Below are 1,268 nucleotides of genomic sequence, written 5' to 3' on the forward strand. Positions count from 1 at the left end.
GGTCGGCCCGCTTGAGCGAGCCGACCTCGGCTGAGTGCGTTATAGGTTGCGACTTTCTTAGTGCAGGTCTTCGAGAGCTTCTGGTGATTCGGGAAGAATCTGCCCACCGTCGACCACAATGTCTTGGCCGGTGATGTAACGTGCGCCGTCGGATCCCAGGAACGCGACGGCTTCACCAATGTCCGTGGGGTCGCCAAGGAATCCGAGTGGCACGGAACGGGCCATGCGGTCGAGGTAGGTTTGGCCCAGTTCCTTGAGCCCAGGGGTAAGTACGTTTCCGGGAAGAACAGCGTTGACCGTGATCTTGCGAGGTGCAAGCTCAATTGCAGCGGAACGAACGAATCCCATCTGTGCGGCTTTTGTTGCGCCGTAGTGTGACCATGCGGGGAAGCCCGTGTAGTTACCGGTGATGGAGCTGGTGACGACGACGCGTCCGCGGCCGGATTCGGTGAGCGCTGGGATCGCGGCCTGCACGATGTGTACCGTGCCCTTGACGTTGATGTCGAAGATCGTGTCAATGTCGTCGTCAGTCATCTCAGCGATGGGCGCCTGCGGGTAGATTCCCGCGTTGGACGCAAGTAGCGACAGGCCGCCAAACTTTTCTACGACCTCGGCGACCACGGATGAACACGCTTCCCGGTCGCGGACGTCGAGTACATAGGTGTCAAAACCAGCTTCGCGCGCTTGTGCGCCTTCTTCTTCTGTCACACCGGTAACGGCAACTTGAGCACCGTGCGCTGCCAGTGTCTGTGCGATACCAAAACCAATTCCTAGAGTTCCGCCTGTCACCAGCGCGGTCCGACCTTCGAGCAGTGCCATGATTCCTCCACATCCGGGTGTGTAACGGTTTCACTCACCACCTTATGTTGAAAGGCTCACATAAAGACCCAAACCGGTTAGGATACTTGTGGCGAAAGGACAGGTGTGACACCTAAACAGTCTGCAATTGAAGAAGCGCGTGAGGTTCTCAAAGCCGCGCGTAAAACAAGCGACCCGGAAGAGCACCGCAATCTGATTCGCGAGGCCAGGGTTTTGACCATGATGGAACAAGCCCACCAGCTCACCCGGATAGCAAATAAGCTGGAAGAGCAGTAGACTCTGCTCCGAACAATTTGCCCCCATAGCTCAATGGATAGAGCAACGGCCTTCTAATCCGTAGGTTGCAGGTTCGAATCCTGCTGGGGGCGCTTGTGTGATCAGTCGGGACATCGTTGACATTGTCAGTCGCGACATGGTTGACACTTTACGCCGCAGGGTTAGAGCAGTGT

At 56.9% G+C, this 1,268-nt stretch carries 2 protein-coding genes and 1 tRNA gene; 2 read left to right on the forward strand and 1 reads right to left on the reverse strand.

Going from position 1 to position 1,268, the window contains the following annotated elements:
• Nucleotides 1–57: 57 nt before the first annotated feature.
• Nucleotides 58–819: a 3-oxoacyl-ACP reductase FabG gene (gene fabG / locus QP868_RS12030; protein WP_284926792.1), complete on the reverse strand. Its 762-nt coding sequence runs from the start codon at nt 817–819 to the stop codon at nt 58–60.
• A gap of 105 nt (nt 820–924) precedes the next feature.
• Here fabG and QP868_RS12035 point away from each other — a divergent pair, with 105 nt between their 5' ends.
• Both QP868_RS12035 and QP868_RS12040 read left to right on the forward strand, forming a co-directional pair.
• On the forward strand, nt 925–1,095 hold the full coding sequence (locus tag QP868_RS12035; protein ID WP_284926794.1) for a hypothetical protein: 171 nt from the start codon (nt 925–927) through the stop codon (nt 1,093–1,095).
• A gap of 19 nt (nt 1,096–1,114) precedes the next feature.
• A tRNA-Arg gene (locus tag QP868_RS12040) sits at nt 1,115–1,187 on the forward strand.
• Nucleotides 1,188–1,268: the final 81 nt, after the last annotated feature.

The sequence above is a fragment of the Brevibacterium sp. UMB1308A genome, from assembly GCF_030230605.1.
Taxonomy (GTDB): Bacteria; Actinomycetota; Actinomycetes; order Actinomycetales; family Brevibacteriaceae; genus Brevibacterium.